The sequence below is a fragment of the Pedococcus ginsenosidimutans genome (assembly GCF_039544395.1).
Classification (GTDB): Bacteria; Actinomycetota; Actinomycetes; order Actinomycetales; family Dermatophilaceae; genus Pedococcus; species Pedococcus ginsenosidimutans.
This window is the reverse complement of the sequence record NZ_BAABLO010000005.1, coordinates 278,022-299,815: the sequence shown is the minus strand read 5'-3', so window position 1 is coordinate 299,815 and position 21,794 is coordinate 278,022. Positions and strand designations below refer to the sequence as shown.

12 protein-coding genes are annotated in these 21,794 nt (G+C 72.0%); 6 read left to right on the top strand and 6 right to left on the bottom strand.

Annotated elements, in window-relative coordinates; genetic code table 11:
- The 4 genes from ABEA42_RS10275 to ABEA42_RS10260 form a co-directional block, all read left to right on the top strand.
- Positions 1–1,184: chitobiase/beta-hexosaminidase C-terminal domain-containing protein (locus ABEA42_RS10275; RefSeq protein WP_345503025.1), on the top strand; the 1,184-nt coding region annotated here is incomplete at its 5' end.
- A gap of 58 nt (positions 1,185–1,242) precedes the next feature.
- On the top strand, positions 1,243–2,601 hold the full coding sequence (locus ABEA42_RS10270) for a glycoside hydrolase family 5 protein (protein ID WP_345503023.1): 1,359 nt from the start codon (positions 1,243–1,245) through the stop codon (positions 2,599–2,601).
- Between the two features lie 2 nt (positions 2,602–2,603).
- Positions 2,604–3,266: an acyltransferase gene (locus tag ABEA42_RS10265; RefSeq protein ID WP_345503021.1), complete on the top strand. Its 663-nt coding sequence runs from the start codon at positions 2,604–2,606 to the stop codon at positions 3,264–3,266.
- A gap of 53 nt (positions 3,267–3,319) precedes the next feature.
- Complete coding sequence (locus ABEA42_RS10260) at positions 3,320–5,464, top strand: fibronectin type III domain-containing protein (RefSeq protein ID WP_345503019.1); 2,145 nt, start codon at positions 3,320–3,322, stop codon at positions 5,462–5,464.
- Between the two features lie 54 nt (positions 5,465–5,518).
- On the opposite strand, the gene ABEA42_RS10255 is transcribed toward ABEA42_RS10260, so the two are convergent.
- Positions 5,519–6,373, bottom strand: a complete 855-nt coding sequence (locus tag ABEA42_RS10255; RefSeq protein WP_345503017.1) for an SDR family oxidoreductase — start codon at positions 6,371–6,373, stop codon at positions 5,519–5,521.
- A 143-nt stretch (positions 6,374–6,516) separates the two neighbouring features.
- Between ABEA42_RS10255 and ABEA42_RS10250 the strand changes: the two genes are divergently transcribed.
- Positions 6,517–7,932 carry an FAD-binding oxidoreductase gene (locus tag ABEA42_RS10250; RefSeq protein ID WP_345503015.1) on the top strand — a complete coding sequence of 472 codons (1,416 nt, stop codon included), beginning with the start codon at positions 6,517–6,519 and terminating at the stop codon, positions 7,930–7,932.
- Between the two features lie 113 nt (positions 7,933–8,045).
- Complete coding sequence (locus ABEA42_RS10245) at positions 8,046–11,411, top strand: BTAD domain-containing putative transcriptional regulator (RefSeq protein WP_345503013.1); 3,366 nt, start codon at positions 8,046–8,048, stop codon at positions 11,409–11,411.
- Between the two features lie 12 nt (positions 11,412–11,423).
- Here the strand turns inward: ABEA42_RS10245 and ABEA42_RS10240 are convergent, their stop codons facing one another.
- The 5 genes from ABEA42_RS10240 to ABEA42_RS10220 form a co-directional block, all read right to left on the bottom strand.
- Complete coding sequence (locus tag ABEA42_RS10240) at positions 11,424–12,164, bottom strand: hemerythrin domain-containing protein (protein ID WP_345503011.1); 741 nt, start codon at positions 12,162–12,164, stop codon at positions 11,424–11,426.
- A gap of 11 nt (positions 12,165–12,175) precedes the next feature.
- Entirely contained in the window at positions 12,176–14,458 is a 2,283-nt protein-coding gene (locus ABEA42_RS10235) for an MMPL family transporter (RefSeq protein WP_345503009.1), read from the bottom strand.
- Positions 14,459–14,618: 160 nt separating this feature from the next.
- Positions 14,619–17,492 (bottom strand): PKD domain-containing protein, encoded by a 2,874-nt coding sequence (locus ABEA42_RS10230; RefSeq protein ID WP_345503007.1) that lies wholly within the window; start codon positions 17,490–17,492, stop codon positions 14,619–14,621.
- Between the two features lie 468 nt (positions 17,493–17,960).
- Positions 17,961–19,748 carry a GTPase gene (locus ABEA42_RS10225; RefSeq protein WP_345503005.1) on the bottom strand — a complete coding sequence of 596 codons (1,788 nt, stop codon included), beginning with the start codon at positions 19,746–19,748 and terminating at the stop codon, positions 17,961–17,963.
- Between the two features lie 3 nt (positions 19,749–19,751).
- On the bottom strand, positions 19,752–21,683 hold the full coding sequence (locus ABEA42_RS10220; RefSeq protein WP_345503003.1) for a GTPase domain-containing protein: 1,932 nt from the start codon (positions 21,681–21,683) through the stop codon (positions 19,752–19,754).
- Between the last annotated feature and the right edge of the window lie 111 nt (positions 21,684–21,794).

The following is a 21,794-nucleotide window of genomic DNA, read 5'->3' as shown; positions in this document are numbered from 1 at the left end:
CCGACATCAACGGGCTCGGCGTCGCCAGCACCCACTACACGACCGACGGCACCGACCCGACCCTGTCGAGCCCGACCTACACCGCCGCGTTCCCCGTCAACACCACGACCACGGTCAAGTTCCGCTCGTGGGACAACGCAGGCAACGTCGAAGCCACCCAGAGCCAGGCGGTCCTGGTCGACCAGACGGCCCCGGCCACCACGATCACCTGCAACGGTGCCGCCTGCCAGACCGGCGGCTACACGGCCACGGTCACGGTGGCCCTGTCCGCCACCGACGCGGCCGGCGGGTCCGGTGTCGCCAGCACGCACTACACGACCGACGGCACCGACCCGACCCTCGCCAGCCCGACCTACACCCAGCCCTTCGCCGTCAGCACCGCGTCCACGGTCCAGTTCCGGTCCTGGGACAAGGCCGGCAACGTGGAGGCGACCCAGAGCCAGGTCGTCACCGTGACCGTCGACTCCCCACCCGTCGCGGCACTGTCACTGTCGGCCTCGAGCGGGGTGGCGCCCTTCGCCGTCACCGCAGACGCCTCCCGGTCGACCGACACCGACCCCACCCCGATCGTGTCCTACACGTTCACCTTCGGTGACGGCACGGCCGCGGTCACGCAGGCCGGCGCGACCGCCACCCACACGTACGCCGCGGCCGGCACGTTCACGGTGACGGTGACGGCCAAGGACTCGGCGGGGCTCACCGGGAGCGCGACCGCCCAGGTGGTCTCGAAGCAGAACATCCTCAACAACGCGACGTTCGAGAGCAACACCAGCGGGTGGGCCGGCGGCACCAACAGCACGCTGGCCCGGGTCGCGGGCGGCCACTCGGGCAGCTGGTCGGCCCGGGTCACCAACTCCGCGCGGGTCGCGGCCACGTCCTCGATGAGCGACTCGCCCAACCGGGTCAACAAGACCTCGGCCGGCACCTACACCGCCTCCATGTGGGTCAAGGGCGCGGTCGCGGGCAAGCCGCTCACGCTCACCCTGACCGAGCTGGCCGGCACGACCGTGGTCGGGACCGGCACCGCGACCGTCACGCTGAGCACGTCGTGGCAGCTCGTCACGGTGACCTATACCGTCAGGCAGCCCGGGAAGACAGGACTCGACCTCACCGCGGCAGTCGCCGGGGTCCCGGCCCTGACGACCGCGTTCTTCGCCGACGACGCCACCCTGATGCTGGGGTAGCCCGGGGCCTCGGCGCACGGCCACCGTCACCCGCAACCCGCCCAGCGGAGAGGACCACATGCGCTCGAGGTACGTCGTCGCTGTGGCTGCGCTGGCCGCGGTCCTGTTCGGCGCCTCCGTCAGCCGGCTCTGGGCCAGCCCCACCCCACCGGCCGACGAGGCGCGCGACGTGCCCACGACCTCGACCCGCTCCGCCACCGCGCTCGCCTCGACGCCCGCCCCTGCCTCCACCACCGCCTCCACCCCCGCCGCGACGAGCGGGACCACGTCGGCCCCGACCCCCGCGGCCTCGACGACAGACACCCCGACGACAGACACCTCGACGTCCACCGGCAGTCGGGCCCTGGCCGTCTCGGTGTCCGGCAACCACCTCGTCGACGCGTCCGGCACCCCCGTCCGGCTGCTCGGCGTGAACCGGTCCGGCACGCAGTACGCCTGCGCCGAGGGGTGGGGCGTCTTCGACGGGCCGGCGGACCCGCCGTCCGTCGCGGCCATTGCGAGCTGGGGGGCGACAGCGGTGCGGGTCAGCCTCAACGAGCAGTGCTGGCTCGGGGTCAACGGCCTCCCGGTGGGCACGACGGCAGAGGCCTACCGGCAGGCGGTCGTCACCTACGTCGACCTGCTCAACCGGGCCGGGATGTACGTCGTCCTCGACCTGCACTGGAACGCGCCCGGAAGCGCCAGGGCGGGTGACCAGCAGCCCATGGCCGACCGCGACCACGCCCCCGCCTTCTGGGCCGGCGTCGCGGCCACGTTCAAGGACCACCCCGCGGTCCTGTTCGACCTCTACAACGAGCCGTACCCCGACGACAACCGCGACACCGACGCCGCCTGGCAGTGCGTGCGCGACGGCGGGACGTGCCCCGGTGTCGACTTCACCGCTGCGGGGTCGCAGGAGATGCTCGACGCGGTGCGCGGCGCCGGCGCGAGGAACGTCGTCCTCGTCGGTGGCCCCCAGTACGCGGGGACGCTGACCCGGTGGACCGAGTTCCGCCCGCACGACCCGGCAGGGCAGCTGGCCGCCTCGGTGCACATCTACTACAACACCCCCAAGGACCCCGAGTGGTCACCGTGCTACGTCAGCGAGTGCTGGACCCGCACGATCGAACCGCTGGCCGCGACCACCCCCGTCGTCATCGGCGAGGTCGGCGAGCACGACTGCGCGTCGGGCCTGCTGCTCCCCCTGCTGCAGTGGGCCGATGCCCACGACATCGGCTACCTCGCCTGGTCGTGGATCACCGGCGACTGCGCCAAGGAGCCTGCCCTCATCAGCGGGTACGACGGCACGCCCAGCGGGGAGGGCGCCGGGTACCGGGCCCACCTGCTCTCGCAGACCACCACCGCGGCCGGCGGGGCCACCCCCGCGAACGTCCGCCCGGCACCCCAGCCGGCACCGCACACGACACCAGGAGGTTGACCGTGGCTCCACGTATCGCCGCATCCGCCGACGTCGCACCCAGCGCGACGATCGGTGACGGGACACTGGTGTGGCACCTCGCCCAGGTGCGCGAGGACGCCGTACTGGGTGAGCACTGCATCATCGGGCGGGGTGCCTACGTCGGGCCCGGGGTCAGGGTCGGCGACAACTGCAAGCTGCAGAACTACGCCCTGGTCTACGAGCCGGCCGTCCTCGAGGACGGCGTGTTCGTGGGCCCGGAGGTGGTGTTCACCAACGACTACTTCCCGCGGGCGGTCCGCCCCGACGGCACCCTCAAGACCGGCGACGACTGGCGGGCGGTGGGCGTCGCGTGCCGCACCGGCGCGTCGATCGGCGCCCGGAGCGTCTGCGTCGCCCCCGTGACCATCGGGCGCTGGGCCATGGTCGCCGCCGGGTCGGTGGTCACCAAGGACGTCCCGGACTTCGCCCTCGTCGCCGGGGTCCCCGCCCGGCGGATCCGGTGGGTCGGCAAGGCGGGAATCCCCCTCCAGCAGGACGCGACCGGCACGTGGGTCTGCCCGCAGACGGGCGACCGGTTCACCGAGCGCGAGGGCATCCTGACCGAGCTCACGGAAGCCGCACCGGGGGACGACTCCACCAAAATGCGCACGAACGACTGGGCCACGGGCGGGACCCGTTCCTGACGCAAAGGGGCTCGAATGGACACAGTCGCCCGTACTACCCACGGAGGCGAGCCATGGCGACCAGCGCACCGACCCGAGTACCTCTTCGTCTGCCGCGCCGCCGAGCGCGCCTGCGTGGCTGGGCCACCGTCGTGGCCGCCACGGCGCTGGCGGCCACCAGCCTGCTCGCGCTCCCACCGGCCTGGGCGCAGGTCGTCGACCAGCCTGCGCGGACGTGGGGAGTGGGTCCCGCGGACCCGACGTCGGCGTCGGTGGGCACACCGCGCGTGCTCGCGATCCTCCCGGTGGGCGACCGCATCGTCGTCGGCGGCACCTTCGACAGCGTCATCGACCCTGCCGGCAACCAGTACCCGGCGAAGAACCTCGCGGTGTTCTCGGCCTCCACCGGCGCGGCCGACCTCTCGTTCGCGGGGTCCACCAACAACACCGTCACCTCGCTGGCCTCCGACGGGCAGGGCACGGTGTTCGTGGGGGGCACGTTCGGGACCGTGAACGGCGCGACCCGCAAGGGGCTCGCTGCGGTGGACGTGGTCACCGGCGCCCTCCGGCCGTGGGCTCCGTCCAACGTCGCCCCGGGGCAGGTCGACGCGCTCGCCTACCGCGACGGGGCCGTGTACGCAGGCGGCAACTTCGCGGCCATCACCGACGGCTCGAGCAGCTCCAAGCCGTTCCTCGCCAAGGTGGCTGCGGCGACGGGATCCGTTGACACCACGTGGGTTCCGGCACCCAACGACCGGGTACGCGCCTTGGCCGTGGCCAACGACGGCACCGGACGACTGTTCATCGGCGGCGACTTCGCCTCGGTCTCCGCCAAGGCGAGCACGAACAAGATCGCCGCTGTCGCGAGCACCGGAGCCGGCGCGGTGGACACGACGTTCCGTGCCGGTGCCACCAACTCGCGCAGCTACGCCCCGGTGTTCGACCTCACCTCCGACGCCACCCGCGTGTATGCCGCCGTGGCCGGCTCCGGCGGCGCCTGCGCGGCCCTGAGCGCCACCACCGGCGCCACCCTGTGGAGCGACCACTCCAACGGCAACCTGCAGTCGGTGCGGCTCGCCGGCGGCCTCCTGTACTGCGCGGGCCACTTCAGCGGGACGGGGTCCTTCCTCGGGCAGACCCGCTACAAGGTGGCTGCCGTCGACCCAGCCACCGGCGCCCTGAACGCCTTCGCCCCCAACGTCAACAGCTCCCAGGGACCGTGGGCGCTGGCCGCCGACGCGACCCACGTCTACATGGGCGGCGACTTCAGCTCGATCTCGGGCGTCCCCCAGCCGCACTTCGCGATGTTCACCGACACCGCTGCCCAGACCCCGCCGCTGCCGCCCTCCTCCCCCACCGCTGCTGGGTCTGACGGCCGCGTCCACCTCACGTGGGCGCCCCCGTCCAGCGACGGCGGCTCGATGCTGCTCAAGTACCGCGTCTTCCGCTCCACCACCCCGGGCGGCGAGAACCTCACCAAGACGCCGCTGGCCACCCTGTCGAAGACGACGTTCTCGTTCGACGACACCACCGTCACCAACGGCACGACCTACTACTACGTCGTGCTCGCCACGAACGCCCTGGGCGCTGGACCCGCCTCGACCGAGGTCTCCGCCACCCCGAGGGGCAGCGTCGTCGTCACTCCCCCCGGGGCGCCGACGGGCCTGGCCGCCACGACGCCCCCGGGGCTCGTCCACCTGACGTGGAACGCCCCGGTGAACACCGGCGGCGCGCCCGTGACGTCGTACCGGGTGTACCGCGGCCTCGCGCCCGGCCAGGAGGACCTCGGCACCCCCATCGGCACGTCGACCACGACGAGCTTCGACGACGCCGCCGTCACCTCCGGCACGAGCTACTCGTACGTCGTGACAGCGGTCAACAGCGCGGGGCAGGGCCCCGCCTCGTCCGAGGTGACGGCCACGGCCGGGAGCGGCCCCGCCGTCCCGCCGGGCCAGCCGCAGCTCACCGGCTCGCTGGGACCCGGCCCGTCCGCCGTCCTGCAGTGGACGATCCCGTCGGACGGGGGTTCGCCGATCACGAAGTACGTCGTGATCAAGGACTCGGTGCGCCTCGTCACCCTGTCCGCCACCCAAGGTGGTCCGACGAGCTACACCGACACCACGCTCGCGCGGGGGACCTCGTCCGTCTACCAGGTCAAGGCCGTCAACGCGGTGGGCAGCGGACCCCTGTCCGCGAAGGTCACCGTCACCGCACCCTGACCGAGCAGCCCGTGCCGCACCTCGCCACCCACCCGGTGGCGAGGTGCTCGGAGCTCAGGCGATCCAGGCCGAGGTGGCGCCCAGCACCGCCGAACCGTCCAGGTCGCCGAGGGACAGCCCGACGAACGCGGCAGCCTGCTCCGAGGACTGCCAGCGGAACCGCGGCTGGTCCGTCGTGGCGGCCTCGACAATGACCTCTGCTGCCTGCTCGGAGGTCTGGGCGTTGTCGAAGGCGGTGGCCGTGCGCGCCAGGTAGGCGTCGAGCAGCGCGGCGTACGGGTCGTCGGTCCGGTCGCCAGCCACTGCGTCGGCGTCGGCGCGGTGGACGTTGGCGGTGAACTCGCTCCGTACCGCTCCGGGCTCGACCACGCTGACGACCACGCCGAAGGTGGCCGCGACGGGGGCAAGGGACTGCATCAGGCCCTCGACGGCGAACTTGGCAGCGCAGTAGGCGTCCGCGAAGGGCTGCCCCACGGCCCCGCCGACGCTGGTGACGGTGACGACCCGACCGCGGCCGGCCGCCCGCATCGCGGGGAGCACGAGCCGGGTCAGCCGGGCGACCCCCAGGTAGTTGACGTCGAGCTGCTCCTGCAGCTGGGCGTCGGTGAGCTGCTCGAGGGTGGCCACCGCACCGCGTCCGGCGTTGTTGACGAGGACGTCGATGGTGGCGTGGTCGGCGAGCACGGCGGACACGGCCGCCTCCGCGCCGGCGGCATCGGTCACGTCGAGGGACCGGATGTCCAGCTCCACGCCGGCCTCGGAGGCCGCCTGCCGCAGGGCACCGGCCCTGGTGGTTTCACGCATCGTCGCCACCACGGTCAGCCCGGCGCGAGCGAGCCCCACTGCGGTGGCGAGACCCATCCCGCTCGAGGTACCGGTGACCAGCGCGACATCGGGACGAGGCGTCATCCCCGGATCGTAGCCCCGCAGCCGCGGGGTGGCCCGGTCGATCTCGAGAGGGTCCCGCGGGACCCCAAGTCGACCCCAAGTCGTCCTCAAGCGGTGCCGCACATGCTGCTCACACAGTCAGAGCAGACCAAGGAGCACGCACCATGAGCATCACCACCACCGTCGCCGACCAGCACGCCGCATCCCTGCGCGGGGCGTGCCCCGGGGCGCTCCACCTCCCCGGCGACCCCGGGTACGACGCCGCGCGGCTGCCGTGGAACGTGGCGCTGGACCAGCGCCCGGCAGCCGTGGCCACCCCGCGCAGCGTCGCGGAGGTCCAGGAGGTCGTCCGCCGAGCCGTCGCCGCGGGCCTGCGGGTCGCGCCGCAGAGCACCGGCCACAACGCCGGCCCGCTCGTCGCCCAGGGGCTCGACGACGTCGTCGTCCTGCGGACCTCGGCGATGACCGGGGTCAGCATCGACCCCGAGCGTCGTGTCGCGCGCGTCGAGGGCGGCGCCCTGTGGATGCACGCGACGGAGCCGGCCGGCGACCACGGGCTCGCGGCCCTGCACGGCAGCTCGCCCGACGTCGGGATCACCGGGTACTCCCTCGGGGGCGGCATCGGGTGGTACGCCCGCAAGCTCGGCCTGGCCACGAACAGCCTGCTGGCCGTCGAGCTCGTCACCGCGGCCGGCGAGCACGTGCGGGCCGACGCCACGCAGAACCCGGAGCTGTTCTGGGCCCTTCGGGGAGGTGGCGGCAACTTCGGTGTCGTCACGGCCCTGGAGTTCCGGCTCTACGACATCCCCACGGCATACGCGGGGATGCTCGTCTGGGACGTCGCACAGGCCGAGGCCGTGCTGCGCCGCTGGGTCGACTGGTCGGCAGGCGCGCCGGACGAGGTGACGACGGCCTTCCGCGTCCTGAACCTCCCGCCGCTGCCGGACATCCCCGCTCCCCTGCGCGGGCGGTCCGTCGTCGTGGTCGACGGCGCGGTCCTGGCCTCCGACGCGCAGGCCGAGGCGGTCCTCGCCGACCTGCGGAGCATCACTCCGGAGATCGACACGTTCGGCCGCGTCCCGGCCCGGTCGCTGGTGCGGCTGCACATGGACCCGGAGGGACCCACGCCGTCCGTGTCCGACTCGACGGTGCTCGGCAGCCTCCCCGACGACGGGATCGACGCGTTCCTGTCCGAGGTGGGGCCGGGCTCGAGCTCGTCGCTCCTCCTGGCGGAGCTGCGCCAGCTGGGTGGGGCGCTCGGGCGTGACCACGAGGGCGGCGGTGCGCTCAAGCGACTCGACGGGGCCTTCGTCGCGTTCGCTGCGGCCATCGCGGCGACCCCGGAGATGGCCGCGCAGGGTGAGCAGGACGCACACCGCCTGACCAAGGCGCTGTCCCCGTGGTCGAACGGCCGCAGCTACCTCAACTTCGCCGAGACCGCGGTCGACCCGAAGTCGGGGTACGACGAGCGGGCCTGGCTGCAGCTCAAGGGAATCCGTTCGGCGATGGACCCGCACGGGACCTTCGTCAGCAACCACCGGGTCCCGCGGCTCGTGGAGAACCTGCGCGTCACGGACTGACGTCCGACCCGGCGGTCCGGCCCCGCCCCGTCCTCGTGGGCGGGGCGGGGCCGGTCCGCCTCTCCGCAAAAAGTAGGAGTGGCGGACCGACGTCCGGCCCTATCCTCGGCCGGATGAGAGTGGGTGTCCTCGGCACTGCTGAAGCCCAGCTCGGCGGCGTGCCCGTGGACCTCGGCACCCGGAAGCAGCGTGCCCTCATCGCCGCCCTCGCCATGAACCACGGCCGTCCCGTCTCCGTGGACGCCCTCGTCGACCTGCTCTGGCCGGCCGGGGCGCCGCCCGGGGTCAACGGCACCCTGCAGGCGTACGTCGCGGGGCTGCGCCGCGCGCTCGAGCCCCAGCGGGCGGCCCGTGCGCCCTCGACGGTGCTCGTCACGGTTGCCCCGGGGTATGCCCTGCGCGTGGGCGAGGACGACGTCGACGCCCACCGGTTCGACAGCGTCGTGAGCCGGGCGCACCGGCGGCTCGGGCACGTCGAGCGCGTGCAGGACGGCCGGGGCCTCACGGCGGAGGAGCTGGCCGAGGTCGCCTCGGAGCTCGAGGAGGCGCTCGGGCTCTGGCGCGGCGAGCCCTACGCCGAGCTCGAGGACGCCCCGTCCGCGGTGGCCGAGCGGGCCCGGTTGCAGGAGCTGCGCCTCGTCGCCCTCGAGGACCGCGCCGTGACCGCACTGGAGCTCGGGCACCACGGCACCGTCGCGGGCGAGCTGGAGGCGCTGACCACCGCGCACCCGCTGCGGGAGCGGCTGTGGGCGTTGCGGGCCCTGGCCCTGACCCGCTCCGGTCGGCAGGCCGACGCCCTCGATGCCCTGCGGCAGGTCAGGGAGGTGCTCGCCAACGAGCTGGGGCTGGAGCCCGGCGCCGACCTGCGAGACCTGCAGGGGGCCGTGCTCCGCCAGGACCCCGGCCTGGAGTGGCGACCACCGAACGGTGCGCCGCCGCCACCGCCCGCGCCGCCGGCGCACGGCCCCGGAACAGGTCGGTCCTCGGTCCGGCTCGGCCAGATCGAGTCGGTCGTGCCCAGCCTGCCGCCGTGGCCCATGGTGGGGCGGGAGGTGCAGCTGGCGGCGGTGGTCGAGCAGCTGGACCAGGCGGAGGCCGGGTCGCCCTCGTTCGTGGCCCTCGTCGGCGAGCCCGGGATCGGCAAGAGCCGGATGGCCGCCGAGCTCGCGTCCAGGGCGGGCGAGCGGGGCGCGGCGGTACTGCTCGGGCGCTGTTCCCAGGACGACGGCGCCCCGCCGTTGTGGCCTTGGCTGCAGGTGCTGCGGGGGTTGGGTCGCGACCTGCCCGAGCTCCCGGACGACGGCAGCGCGCCGTTCAGGGTCTGGGAGCAGATCGTCGCCGACGTCGTCGAGGTCGCCCGCGGCCGTGCCGTCGTGGTGGTCCTGGACGACCTGCACTGGGCCGACGTCGCCTCCCTGAGGGTCCTGCGGCTCCTGGTCGAGACCGCCGGGGACGCACGGATGCTGGTGCTCTGCACCTGGCGCAACCGTCCCGAGCCCACCGGCGCCCTCTCCGACGTCGCGGAGGCGCTGGCACGCCGGCACGCGCTGCGGGTCGACCTGCACGGGCTCGCACCGCAGGACGCGAGCCGGGTGGTCGAGACCGTGGCCGGCTCGGTACCCACGGCGGCGCAGGCCGTGGAGCTGGCGCACCGTACGGACGGCAACCCGTTCTTCCTCGTCGAGTACGCCCGGCTGGCCCGCGACGGCGGCGGGCTGGCGGTCCTCGAGGGCGAGGCGCACCCGCCCGCCGCGGTCCACGACGTGCTCGTCCGAAGACTGCAGCGCCTTCCCGACGAGTCACTGACCGCGCTGCGCTGGGCGGCGGTGCTGGGCCGGCAGTTCGACCTGCCCACCCTCGCCGAGGTCTCCGGCCTGGCCGAGGACGACCTGCTCGACCGCCTCGACCCGGCGCTGGACGCTGGCCTGCTCCGGGAGGACGGGATCGAGCTCTACCTCTTCGGCCACGCGCTGGTGCGCGACACGATCTACTCGTCGCTGTCGGCCACCCGCCGGGCCCGGGCCCACGCACGCGTCGCCGGTGCGCTGCAGGGAAGGCCCGGCCGCGAGACCGAGCTGGCGAGGCACTGGCTGGCCGCAGGCCCGGCGCACGCTGCGAGGGGCTGGCTCGCCGCCGTGTCGGCCGCCGCCGTGGCGCGGCGGCTGCACGCCTACGACGAGGCCGCCGAGCTGCTCGTGTCCGCGCTGGACACCCTGCCCGACGACCCGGACGGTACGCCGCGCGAGCGCTTCGACCTGCTCTGCGACCTCGCCGACGCGCGCCGGTGGGGCGGCGACTGGGCCGGTCTCGTGGAGGCGGTCGAGGAGGCCATCGCCGTGGCCGAGCAGATCGGCGACATCGAGCTCGTCGGCCGCGCGGCCACGATGACCGCGGTCGGCGCGCTGTGGCAGTCGGGCCCGCACGGCACCGTCAACCAGGTGGTGGTCTCCGCGCTGCGGCAAGTGCTGGAGTCCCTCCCCGAGCACGACAGCCCGCTGCGCTGCCGGGTGATGCTCAGCCTCGCCCTCGAGACCTACTACGGCTCTGGCCACGACGAGCGGACCGCCCTGGTCGAGGAGGGCCTGCTCATGGCCGACCGCATCGGCGACCCCGCGCTGCAGCTCGACGGGTACCAGCTCGCGTTCGTGGCCCTGTGGTGCCCGCGGACCGCCCCCCAGCGGCTGCGCTACGTGACCGAGGCGATGCTGCTGGCCCACCGCCTCGGCGACGACCGGGCCTACGTCGTGACCACCACGTTGCGGGCCGTCGTGTCGGGCGAGCTCGGGCTCCCGGCCGAGATGTGGGAGCACGCGGCAGTGGCGCGCGACGGCGCCGAGAGGCAGCGGCTCCCCTACGGCATCATCGTCCTCGACAGCCTCGAGCTGCCGTGGCTGGCGATGGCGGGCAGGTTCGATGAGTGCGAGGAGCGCCTGGCCAACATCCGGCTGCTCGACCAGCGGATGTCGTTGCACCAGACCGACGACGCCACCCTCGGCGCGATGATGGCGCTGCGCGTGTGGCAGGGACGGGCGTCGGAGATGGCCGACGGCCTCATGGCCGCGGAGGCCCAGAGCCCCCTACCCCTGTCCGCCGTCGTGGCGATGTTCCTGCTGCGCAGTGGCCGCAGGGACCTGGCGCAGGAGTACGTCGCGTGCCACCCCATCGACCTGGGCCACGACGACTGGTTCGCCATGCTCACGTGGTGCTCCGCGGCGGAGGTCTCCCTCGAGCTCGACGACCGGGACCTGGGGGTGCGTTGCTACGAAAGGCTCGCACCGTTCGAGGGCTTCTCGTGCTGCGCAGGGTCCGGCGTGGCCTTGGGCCCCGTGGATGCGTTCCTCGCCCTCGCTGCCGCCGCCGGCGGCGAGAAGGACGTCGCGGCGCGGCACGCGGACCGCGCCCTGGAGCTGTGCGAGGACTGGCAGGTCCCGCTGGCCGCGCAGTGGCTGCGCGACCAGCGGGACCGGTTCGGCTTCTGAGGCCGGATCCCGTTACGGCCAGGGACGATCCAGGTAGGCGAACGCGACCCTCTCGCGCTGCTCGAAGCGTCGCCGCGTCAGCAACCACATGGCGTGGTGGGGACGCCCCGAGCGGGCGAAGACCGAGCGGCGCAGCGGGGGCGGTACCCGGTGCAGCGCCCACGGCACGAGCGCCAGCACGTCCGCGGTGCGCAGGCCGGACCGGAAGTGGACCTGCTCGACCTCCTGCCACTCCTGCTCCGTCATCACCTGCTGCACGATGGCGATGGCCTGCGTCTCCTCGTGCTCCAGGTGACGAGCCAGGCTCGCCCTGGTGGCGGTGAGCCGGATGGCCAGGGCGGCCCGGGCATCGTCGTCGGGCTCGGCCGCGAGCCGGGCGAAACCTGCCGTGCAGGCCGCCAGCAGGGGGTCGATCTCCGCGTGCTCGGACTCCATGGCCGCCAGGGTCGCGCGGTCGTCCTCGTCGGCGCGCTCGAGCAGCAGCGGCCAGAGCCCTGCGTCCTCGCCGGTGTGGTGGTGGTGCAGGGCCGCCGCGAACACGTCCCACCGTGCGGCGAGCGCCCGCCAGGTCGTCCGCGCCTGGGCGGGGGTGGCCGCCGCCGCCGCGGCGAAGGCCGTGAGGTCACGCCGGAACGCGTGGTGCATCACGTACATCATCGTCATGTCCACCGGCCCCGGGTGGGCCGCGGTCTGGCCGGGGAAGCGGAGCTGCTCGGGCCAGGCGATGGGCACCGGCGTCGTCGTGCTGGTCATGGTCGGTCCTCTCAGAGGGCGCCGACGGGCTGGCGCTCGTCGTCGCGGGTCTCGTGGTGGGCGCTGGCGAGCTGCTGGGCGGTGGCGGGCTGGTGGGCACGCTCGGGTGCCGCTGCGGGCTCGGGGACGACCGCGGGCTCGGGTGCGGGCGCGGGCCCGCCTGCCAGGTCGGTGAACCCACCCTCGGCCTCGGCGTGGACGACGGGGAGCACCCGGTCGAGCCAGCGCGGGACCCACCAGTTGCGCTCGCCGAGCAGCGACATGGTGGCGGGCACGAGGACCATGCGGATCACCGTGGCGTCGAGCAGGATCGCCGCGGCCATGCCGACACCGAGCATCTTCACGACGACGTCGACCTCGGTGGCGAAACCCAGGAAGACGGCGACCATGATCGCGGCAGCGCTGGAGATGACCCGGCCGGTCGAGGAGAGGCCGCGGACGACCGATCCCCGGGAGTCGCCGGTGCGCAGCCAGTCCTCGCGGACCCGCGACAGCAGGAACACCTCGTAGTCCATCGACAGGCCGAACAGGATCGCGAACATCAGGATCGGGACCCAGCTCGAGACGGCCATCGGGTGGTCAAGGCCGAGCAGCGAGGCCCCCCAGCCCCACTGGAACACGGCCGTCAGCACGCCGTACGCCGCACCGATGCTCAGCAGGTTCATGACCGCCGCCTTGAGCGGCACCACGACCGACCGGAACACCATGGCGAGCAGCAGGACCGAGACGGCCACGACGAAGGCGATGACCACCCAGAGACGGTCGGCGAGCATGCCTGCGATGTCGGAGAAGAAGGCGGTGTTGCCGGTGAGCTCGACACCGCGGGGCAGGTCCGCCCGGAGGGAGTCCACGAGCGTGCCGGTGCGCGCGTCGGTGGGCGCCAGGCTCGGTACGGCGTCGAACACCGCGAGCGCGCCGTCCGGCGACACCGTCGCAGGCCCGACCGAGCTGATGGAGCCGTGCGTGCGCACGGAACCCATGACGGCCTCGAGCGCCCGGTCGTCGACGACGTCGCGGTCGACGACGAAGGTGAGCGGGCCGTTGGCGCCGACGCCGTACTCGGCTGCGACGAGGTCGTAGGCGCGCCGGGTGGTCAGCTCGCTCGACCCGCTGCTCGCGTCCTGGGGCCAGGTGCGCATGTCGAGCGCCGGGACGGCCAGGGTCAGCATGAGCACGGCGGCCCCCACGGCCCACGGGAGCGGGCGGCGACCGACGCGGGCGGCCCAGCGCGCCGTCAGGGGGATGGTCGGGGTGGCGGACCCGGCGACCGCCGTCGTGCCGCGCCCCCTGCGGCCGGGACGGACCCGACGCGGCAGGAGCCGCAGCCCGGCGAACCGTGCGAGGGCCGGGACGAGTGTCAGCGACGCGGCGGCGACGGCCACGACGGCGATGGCGGTCGCGAACCCGAACGAGCTGTAGACGGGCAGACCTGCGAGGCGCAGCCCCATGAGTGAGACGAGCACGGTGCTGGCGGCGAAGACGACCGAACGACCCGCGGTCGCGCAGGCGCGGCCGGCGGCCTCGGCCACGGGCAGCCCCTGCCGGAGGTACTCGACGAGCCTGGTGACGAGCAGGAGTGCGTAGTCGATGCCCACGCCGAGCCCGACCATGGTGGCGACCATCGGGGCGGCCGTGCTCACGTCGGCGGCCGCGGCGAGCAGGGTGATCCCCGCGCTGCCGATGCCGAGGCCGACGAGCGCGGTGCCGATCGGCAGGCCGGCGCTGGTCACCGACCCGAACGCGAGGACGAGGACCACCAGGGCCGCGACGATGCCGATGAGCTCACCGCGCCCCTCCATCGGCGCCACGGCGCTCTCGGGGAGCTCTCCGCCGAGCTCGACCTGCAGCCCGGTGGCGCGGGTCGGGGCGACTGCGGCGTCGAGGGGCTCGAGGTGCCCCATGAGGTCCGTGTCGGTGACGGGTGCGTCGTACCCGACCGTGACCAGGGCGGTGTCCCCGTCGGTGGAGGTCACCGGCGGCGCCACGGTGACGACGTGCGGCATGGTGCGGAGCCGGTTCGTGAGGGCCCCGAGGGCGGCGGCGTCGACGGGTGCGCCGCTGCGGTCGTGCACGACCACTCGGGCCGAGGTGTTGCCCGCGCCGGGCAGGTGCGCGCGGAGCTGTTCGATGCCCTTCTGGGCCCGGGCGCCCGGTACGTCGTAGTCGTCGTGGGGTGTGCCGCCGAACACGGCGGCGAGCGTCGCGACGGCGGCTGCCACGACGAGCCAGGCGGAGATCGTCCGCCAGGGGTGGAGTGCGGCGCCTCGGCCGAGGCGGTGGAGCAAGCGAGACATGGTGTCGTCCTTCGGGTGTGCGGTGCGTGGTCGGGATCCAGCGTGCGACCAGGCACTTGCACATCACTTGGGACGGACTTGGGGTGACGGACTCGGGAGTCAGGGGACTCCGGCGAGGGACTCGTGGGTTGACGGACTCGGGGTCAGGCCCCGCGGAGGGTCAGTAGGTGAGGTACCCCTGAGCGCTCGTCGCGGCCAGGTACCCGGTGGACGTCCCCAGGTAGACCCACCGGTAGTAGGTCCGCTGCCTGGGCTGCACCTTGTAGGCCATGGCTCCGGTGCTGGTCGTGCGGACCTGGGTGGTGACGGTGCGCCACGTGCTCGTCCCGTAGGTGCGGTACTGCAACGTGACGTAGACGTACTTCATCGACGCCCCGGCCCCCGTCGTGAGGCGACCGGACACGACGTCCGGCCGGCCCGACGTCACGGCCATGGTCGCCTTCGTCGGGATCCGCACGAGGGGGGCGGCGCTGGCGGAGGAGACCGTGGAGGGACTTCCGGCGTAGACGAGCTGGAAGTACCCGTTGCGGTAGGCGTTCCAGGTCCAGGCGACCTTGCCGTAGGCATCGGTCCGGAGGGTGGTGACCGGCGCCCAGGTGCTGGTGCCGTACCACTTGACCTTCAGGGTCACCGGCGTGCCCGTGGGCAGGGCCCTGCCCGTGACGGTGTTGGCCAGGCTGCCGCTGAACGTGGTCGGGTACCCGGGCTTGACCACCAGGGCGGTGCGTGTGGGCACCTTGACCAGCGCGGTGCCCGACGTGGACGCCCCCAGGGCGCTGCTGCCGCCGAACGTGAAGCGGTAGGTGGCTGCGGTTGCAGCAGTGGCCTTGAACGTGGCGACGCCGTTCGCGTCCGTCACCACGCTGCCGGAGGTGCCGTAGGTGCTGGAGCCGTAGGCCGCCCCCTGCACCGTCGTCGTCGCGCCTGCGACCGGGCGGCCGGTCACGGTGTCACGCAGGGCAGCCGTGAGGGTGACCGGGTTCGTGCCGGAGGCGGTGACGCCAGACCAGGCCGTGGCGTTCGTGGAGCTACCGGCTGCCTGCAGGGTTAGGCGCACGGTCGTCGACTGGCCCGTGTCCTTGGCGTAGACGAACGCCTCGATCGTCGCGGACCCGGCCTGGCGCGGGGTGATCCTGGTCGTCGGGCTGACGAAGTACCCCTGCTCGATCCAGGTCGTCGGAGCGCCGTCGTCGTTCCACGAGACGGAGAAGTCGGAGGTGTTCTGGGCGACCACGGAGAAGTCGTAGGTCTGGCCCACCTTGAGGACCCCTGTGGGACCGGTGATGTCCGCGGAGAGCTGGCCCGTGGGCTGGGCCTTGCCGACGGTGAAGGACTGCTGTCCCGTGACAGCCTGGCCGTCGGCCTGCATCACGTCCACGGTGAGGGCCGAGGACAGGTTGTTGGCGTCACCGAGGGCGCAGCTGAGGGTGAGCGACGCCGCGTCCGTCGCGGACTTGGGCGTGCAGTACGGAGTCGGGTAGGTCCAGGTGTACGTGAACGGACCGGTCCCCGCCGGGGTGGCGGTGGTCGTGAAGTCGGCGCCGTCGGCGACCGCCGTCGGGCCGGCCAGCGTCACCGTCGGGGCGGCAGCCGCCGTCACCGTGACCGTCTTGGTGGCCACGGCAGTGCGACCGTCCGCCATGGTCGCGCGGACCGTGACCGTCCGGTTCCCGGTCTGCCAGTATCCCGGCGTGAACACGAACGACGTGCCCGTCGCGCCGGTCACGGTGACGGAGTCGACCTGCCACTGGTACGCGGTGGGGGTGCCGGTGCTCGACGCGGTGAACGACAGCGGCTGGCCCGTCGTGCCGGACGCGGGGCCGTCGAGGGAGACCGACGGCACCGAGTCGAGGGCGGCGACGGTGTCGAGGTAGGACGAGTTCGCGACGTTCCAGCTGTTCGCCAGGTAGGTGCCTGTGACCGGGCTGGTCGAGAAGTAGTCGTCGTGGTTGCAGTCGAGCAGGGGCTCGTGGGTGGTCGGGCAGATCTGCCGGACGGGGGTGCTGGAGCCGTCCGGGTAGCACATGAGATCGCCGTCGTCGGTGCAGTGCCCGTACTGCGACGCGTTCGGGGACCCGCCCTGGACCGCGCCGAGCGTGTGCACGAGCTCGTGCCCGGCGCTGGTCTGGTTGTTGGGGAAGGCTGCGAAGCAGGCCTGGTACACCGCGCCGTACTGGGCTGCGTAGTAGTCGTTGTAGTTGTTCGCCGGGCGCTCGTCGGAGTACCTGTCGCCGAGGCCGCAGATTCCGGGGTTCGCGGCAGGGGCGTCGCCGAAGACCAGGTACTTGCGGTCCGCCCGGTTCAGGCCTTGGCCGGCCAAGGCGCTCTTGAGGGTGGACCAGTCCCCGGCGCCGTTCGCGCTCTTGCTGATGACGCCCGCGGGGACCTCGGCGACGACGATCTGCGGGACACAGCTCGCGTCGGTGACCCAGCGGACGCGCCTGCCACCACCGGTCTCGGCGGACGACAGCGCGAACACGTCGTCGATGTTCGCGATCTCGTTGCGCAGGACCGCTTCCTTGCCCAGGTAGTCGTTCGCGGTGCCGGTCTCGTAGGCGTAGACGACCTGCACCCGCTTGCCGTCCGTGCCGGTCCCGACACAGGACGGGGCGACGTGCTGCGTCAGGAAGTTCGTCATGTGGGGGGTGCCCGTGGGCGCGGTGGCGGCGGTGGTGAGGGGCGTCGGGTCGGTCGCGGTGGGGTTGGTCGAGGCGGTGCCGGTCGTGGCCGTCCCCGTGGTGGTGAGGGGCCGCCCGAGCCGCTCCAGTGCGATCCCCGCGCGCCTGGCGAGGGTGGCGTCCGAGACCGGCTTCGTCGGGTCGATACCCGCAGGCGCCGGTGCGACCATCGAGTGGATGGCGGGACCGGTCGAGGCCATCTGGGTGTGGTCCATCAGCCTCAGGTTCGCGGCCAGCACGGGGCTCGCCTGGGCCGAGCCGCCCACGGCGGTGACGCCCATGGCGGCCGCGGCCACGGCGACGAGGGTGAAAGGGGCCAGGCGGAAGAAGGCTCGAGCGCGCGCGTGAGAGTTCATGGTGTGGCGAAAGTAGTGGCACGCGTACCGGGCTCAGGTCGAGAACCGGGCAAACCCCGGACAGGTCCGACCAAAGGGATGAGCCTGGCCGTGGAATGCGTTGCGCGGCACGGTCCGTCGGCCCGTGAACGCGGCTCGTCAACATGGTTCCTCAACTAGCCGTCGCGGCGCGGTGGCCCCGCCCGCCGCCGGCAGAGGCGTGCGGCATACTTCCGTGCAGGTTCCTGGAGGCGTCGTCGTCGTGTGCGGGCACCTGGGGCCTCTGGGGGATCAGGACTTTAACTCTGACCAGCCAGAACGCGGCCCTGTGTGTGCGACGGGTCCGCCTGGCTCGGGACGGTGAGTCGCCCCTCGCGGAACGCGAACTTCACACTTTTGGAATGCCAGAGCACGGTCAACGTGGGCACCGTCGGCGTCCGTCTGCCCGCCCCCGCGCCTTCGCCGCGGTGCACGAGCCTGGTCGGCCCGTTATAGGTGATCTCGCCCCACCTCGTCCACATGACCCAGAACCTGCACGGCGTCGATGCGGCCGGGGCTCTCAGTGCTGGCCGCACCTTCGAGCAGGGCCAGTTCCATGGCCGCCTCGCGTGCGACTGCGGCCAGGGCCTCGTGCAGGTCGGCCCGGCCACCAAGGACCGCGTCCAGGGCAGTTTGCTGCTCTTCGATGCCCTTGAGCGCCTGCCCGTAGAAGTCAGCTACGGCGCTGTCCATGCGTGCCCGCACCTCACCTTCCACCTCGGTCGCGCTCCGCCTTACCCGTGCCGCAATGCTTCGTCGTCGGCTCTGCTGTTGTCTCAGGAACGCCAGCTCAGCCCGGTCCGCCTGCACCGCTACCAGGACGTCGACGCCGACGGCGACGTATGGCATGGCCTTGTTGACAATCTGGGCTGCTTGGCCGACGCCTTTGGCGTATCGCACCGCCTCCCAGGGCTTGAAGTCCTTCCCGAGGAACTTGCCCAGGTCGTACACGAGCTTGTGGCCGTTGGAGCCTGCGAACTCGCTGATCTTTTGGCCCTTCCCCCACCAGGCGGACAAGTCGCCTGCACCTTGCCCGACGTTTCGGAGGGTGTCAGCAAACGCGCTCGGTCGATTCCGTTGCGGGTCAATGTGGGAGGTGCCTGGCTGGACTGCCATCCGGTCGGCCAGCCCATCCGAGACAAGCAGCTCAACCTGAGGGCTGCCAGCGAGCTCAGCCATTTCCTGCGCTCCTAGTGTGGCTTCGCGCTCGACGTCGTGGCGCAGTTGAGAAACCAGAGTTTGGGTCAGTGCGCCGGCTTCTTCGCGGAACCGCTGCTCGGCGCTGTCCACCTGGGAGTCGCGCTCGCTGTCCCCCAGGCCGTCAAGGCGGTCGAGCGCGTCGGCGAGCTCCTCACCCAAGTCGGCCATCGAGCGCTTGAACTCCAGCATGCGGCCGTCGAAGGCCCGTTCCAACCGTCGGCGCGAGCCGGTGACCAGACGCCGTTCCCGGTTGATGACGTTCCTGGCGACGGCGTCCGCCGGGTCGTCGGTGAGCAGTTCAAGCGCCTGCGCACAGACGGCGATGATCTCATCGAAAGGGCGGCGCAGTCGGCCCTCTTGGCCGGCCCGGGCGATCAGGCTGTTGAGCGCCCTTTCGAGTTCGGCGATGTTGCCGCTCTCAAGAAGGTCCGCGGCATCGTCGGGGTCGGACGTTTCGGCGGCGTCAAGGTGGTCCTTGGCGTCCGTTAGCACGATCGGGACTTCCATGCCTGGCCCGAGAGCATCCAGCACGGCTGTCCGCCGCAGGCGTGGGTCGGCGTCCAGGGTGCCGATCTTGTTGATGACGACCACCATGCTCCGGCGCTTTCCGAGTTCGTGGGCTACCCGGTCAAGGTGGCGCACCCCCGCGTCGTCAAATAGGTCGACCGTCACGACGAACACGACTAGGTCGCTCTGTCGCAAGGCAGCTTCGGCAACCTCGTCATGCTCCCGGTGCCCGCTCTGCACGCCCGGGGTGTCAGTCAATACGACGGCACCCCACCGATACTCAGTGGCTTCAGTGGTCGCCACGTTGGAGTCGATCCGGATGTCCTCGCGCCCGGTCAGCGCCTGAATCAGCGTGGACTTCCCAGCGTTGTACTGACCGGTGAAGACAAGTCGTGTCGGGCCGGTCGGGCTCCCGTCGAGATCGTCGGCGAGCATTCGGACGGTGTCCGGCCCGGAGCGCAGCAGATCCTTTGCTGTCGCGGCCAGTTGTTGAGACCGCTCGGGAAGTCGGTGCACTAGCAGGGTCTTCATGTCTCATCCTCTCGAAGGGTGGGCTGCGAGCTCGTGCAACATGACCTGCAGGCCAGATGCTCCTGTGGCCAGCTGTTGCACCCGCTCGCGTCGACCCGGCCAGTCGTCTGCTTCCAACGCGACGGTCAGACAGGCTCCGCGCAAGACGGCGTGGTAGGGCGGCGGGTAGACGGCGGCGATGACGTGAAGCGCTCGGCGTGCTGAGGGCACCGGAGCTTCGGCCGGGAAGGGGTGAAGCGGCTCTGGCACTGTGGACGGAAACAGAGCCTCCTCGTCTGCTGCCGGTCCCTCCATGCCCACCGCCATCGCACGGCCCGGCTGTCGCACACACTCACGGACGGCCGCAGAGCCGCGCCCGCGCCCGGCCAAGGCGAGGACCGCGCCGGCGGTCTCTGCATCCAGCTGTCGGACGAGCGACTGCAGGTTCAGCGCGGAGGCAGCGCTGGCGGAGGCCGTGGCGAGTCGTCCCTCTGCTTCCGCTTCCTGCGCCCGGTGGTTGGCTTCGACCAGTTTCAGGTATTCCTGGCGACGATGCTCCAGCGCTTCAAGAGCACTGTGACGGATCTGATCGAGACTCTCCCTGTTGGCAGCGGAGACCTGCTCTCGGAGGAGCAGCACCTTCTGTTGACGACTGGGAAGGACGCGATCGATCCAGCCACCCTTCTTCGTGGCCGGCTGTACCACTGTGCGGTCGACCAGTATGCCGCCCAGTGCTACCGCCGCGGTGACCCAGCCCACTGGATTCGACATGACGATCAGGGCCGTCGCTAGACCGAAGGACGCCCGAGTTGCGAGCTTGGCCGCCCGGTTGCCCCATGCACCTGCATCGTCAAACGCGACGTGCTGTTGGTCGCGGAGCGGCGGCAGCGTCCAGTCGTCGGCGAAGAGGCCTTGCTCGTCCGTGAGCGCCTCACACATGTCTTGGTCGGCTTCCTCCAGGGCGGACTCCACAGCCTTCGCGACTTGACCGTGGTGTTCATGCATCTGCTTGTTCAGGTCCCCATCGAGGTCCGCGCGCAGATGCCAGTCTCGCCCGGCCGCGATGCGCGTCTCCACCAGGAGGGCGCCCTCAGCTTGGGCGGACGCCAGGGCGCGCGTCATCCGCACCAGGTACTCGGCCGCTGCTCTGACCTTCAACTGCGACAGGTCGTGCAGCTCATCCGCCACGCGGCGGAACGACTCGACCGCATCGCTGAGGGGGCCCCTGCACGCGTCGGCTACCGTCAGCGCTTGCCGCTGCGGCCCGACCGCGTCCACGTCGTCTTTCACGGCTGAGCGCAGGCTCTCCAGCCCGCTGACACTCAGAAGTTCGGGGTCGCCTTTGGCCCCTTCGAAGGCCGCCAAGGCGTGAACTGCGACTACGGCGCCTGGGCGGACTCCCAGTGGCTCCAGGAAGGCTTGCAGTCGTGCGACGTGGCCCTCGAGGTCACGAAACGGCCGCTGCGGGTCCCGAAGCAGTCGCCGCCTCTTCGCCTCCGTGCCGATGCCTTGGCGACAGTTCATCGCCACGATGAGTGGCTTGCCGACATCGGCTATGGACACCAGGGCCTCCGCCGTCTCCCGCTGGGTGCTGTCGTTCGCCGCTACCCACAAGACGACGTCACAGCCCAACATGGCCTCGAAGGCGAGCAGGCGGTCCTCGTGACCGTCCTTCGCGCCTACACCGGGCGTGTCGACCAGTACCACCCCGGGGAGGGCCTGAATCGGTCGCTCCGAAGTCTCCCGAGTCGTTCTCTGGGCGCCCTCACCGATGCGGCTTCCGTCACCCCCTGTCAGAGCCTCGAACAACGTGCTCTTACCGGCCATCGTTCTACCCATGAGAGCAACCCTGACCTGCGCGTCCGCGCCACGGATCCTGAGCAGCCCTTCTTCAAGCTCTGCGGTCGTTGCTCGACACAACGAGGCCACCTCGCTCGATGTGATCGAGCGGATCACCTCAACTGCCGCCAGGGCCGTCGCCGAGGCTGCACTCCCCAAACGAGCCAGAACCTGGGGACGGTCCGGTAGGGGACCCTCCTCGCCGTACATCTGGACACGCATCATCGT